This window comes from Tsukamurella conjunctivitidis (assembly GCF_007858475.1).
Lineage (GTDB): Bacteria > Actinomycetota > Actinomycetes > Mycobacteriales > Mycobacteriaceae > Tsukamurella > Tsukamurella conjunctivitidis.
Map to the genome: position 1 here is coordinate 1 of NZ_VIGX01000056.1, position 894 is coordinate 894.

2 protein-coding genes are annotated in these 894 nt (G+C 67.7%); both read right to left on the reverse strand.

The window, feature by feature from the left end; genetic code table 11:
* A partial coding sequence (locus FK530_RS24305; protein WP_231706781.1) for a 16S rRNA (guanine(527)-N(7))-methyltransferase RsmG occupies positions 1-449 on the reverse strand: 449 nt, incomplete at its 3' end.
* A gap of 101 nt (positions 450-550) precedes the next feature.
* On the reverse strand, positions 551-894 hold a 344-nt coding region (locus tag FK530_RS24310; RefSeq protein ID WP_331456370.1), incomplete at its 5' end, for a R3H domain-containing nucleic acid-binding protein.

An 894-nucleotide genomic window follows, 5' to 3' on the forward strand; every position in this document is an offset into this window, starting at 1 on the left:
TCCTCCGCCCGTGCCTGATGGATGGTCACATTGTCGAGATCCAACGCCGCGACGACATCGGCCAACCACTCACAGCGACGTTGCATGGGCTCTGCCAGGTGGACATCCAGGTCCGGACGGGCGATGGCAATGATGACTCCCGGGAATCCCGCCCCGGAACCGACGTCCAGCACCTGCCCCTTTCGGGGCAGGAAGTCCAGGACGGCGGCTGAGTTGACGATGTGCCTGGACCACAGGCGCGGCAGCTCACGGGGACCGATCAGACCCCGGAGCTCGCCCTCCTCAGCCAGCATGCGTGCGAACTCCTGGACCGCAGGGAAGGAGAGTCCGAAGAGTTCCGCCACGCCGGAACCCGGTTCCTCCAGGACGTGCTCTCCCCGTGTCCCGGCAGTCGACTCTGCATCGAACTCCGCCGCGTCCGGATTCTGTGCACCCTTCTGTTCCTCCACCGTGTCCGCCTCACCGGGTGTCCGGAGGGCGGCTGCGCCGGAGTCAGCGCTGTCGCGGGGCTGAGCATCGTCCAGTGCGCCGGCGCTCGGATCAGGCCCGCTCACTCCTGGACGTCCACGTCCTGGGTGCCCTCGGTATCGGCCACCTGCGTCCCGTCTCCCTGCGCCTCGGCACCGGCCACGTCAGTCTCCACCGTGGACGTCTCCTCGGAGACCTCAACCTCCTGGTCATCGGACTCCTGTGAACCCGCGGCAAGGATCACCACGCGCCTGTTGGGCTCCGCACCCTCGGACTCCGAGACCAGCCCCGCTGCCGAGACCACGTCGTGGCAGACCTTGCGTTCGAAGGGGTTCATGGGAACCAGGCGCTGCGGTTCTCCGGTCATGCGCAGCCGAGTGATGGCCTCCTCGGTGAGAGCCTGGAGCTCGGCCTTGCGTCCCGACC